Annotated in this window: 1 protein-coding gene; it reads left to right on the top strand. The window is 58.7% G+C overall.

Annotation, left to right across the window (positions count from 1 at the left end; translation table 11 throughout):
• Positions 1-637 precede the first annotated feature (637 nt).
• Positions 638-831: DUF2637 domain-containing protein (locus tag A2J01_RS24065; protein ID WP_156519382.1), on the top strand; the 194-nt coding region annotated here is incomplete at its 3' end.

Here is an 831-nt window from a genome sequence, read left to right as displayed (position 1 = left end):
AGAGCGTCGCGTGCATGGCGTGCACTGCGTGCACGCATGATGGGGTGTCTTGATTCTTGATTGTGGAGTTCGGCCCCGGGGCGAGGGCATCGTGTGTTTCGGCTGGAAGACCTAATTAGAGGCGCCTGGCACGACAGCCGAGTAGGCATGTGTGGGGGACATTTCCAAGGACCTCGATATTGAGAACGGCTGTCGGGTGCGGGCGGGAGGTGAACCGCCGGGGCGGGAAGTCCTTGCTGTGCGCGCGCAATGCCATGTCCCTCTCATCTGCCGGACAGTCCGTTCTGTAGAACTTGGAAGCCTTGGCAGCGCAAAGCCTGGAGCAAATTGCGTGAACAATCCGCTGCAGTCACGCAATTCTCACGCAAAATTGCAGACCACCCCACGTCCCTCTGAGATCAACAGGCACGCAGCTGGAACGACATCACTGACGTGCTTTGAGTGCGACGCAAAAAGCATCAGTCGACTCTCGGATACGACCGCCAGAAATCGCTGTCAACCCTCACCGCACGCAACGCCGACGAAACGCAAGGAGTTCCCACCAGAGAAAGTCTTCCGAAACCAGGAGGAGTCCCGCCGGCGGCAACCAGCGGGACTCCAGACCGAGAACACCCCTTGTAGGAAGGAAAACCCGATCATGGGTGATTTTAGTCTGCGCGCAGCGCGGATCCAGCTTGGAGCACTGATCGCCGCACTTCTCATCGCGATTTTCATCGCAATCGGGATCACCGCAGGCGCATTTGTCCTCTCCTTCGCAGTCCAACGGGACCTCGCGCGCCAAGGAACCATCCCCGAAAACCTCGCATGGATCTTTCCCGTCATCGTTGACAG

This window comes from Rhodococcus sp. EPR-134, assembly GCF_001647205.1.
GTDB classification, from domain to species: Bacteria; Actinomycetota; Actinomycetes; order Mycobacteriales; family Mycobacteriaceae; genus Rhodococcus_F; species Rhodococcus_F qingshengii.
This window is presented reverse-complemented; position numbering and strand designations above follow the sequence as displayed.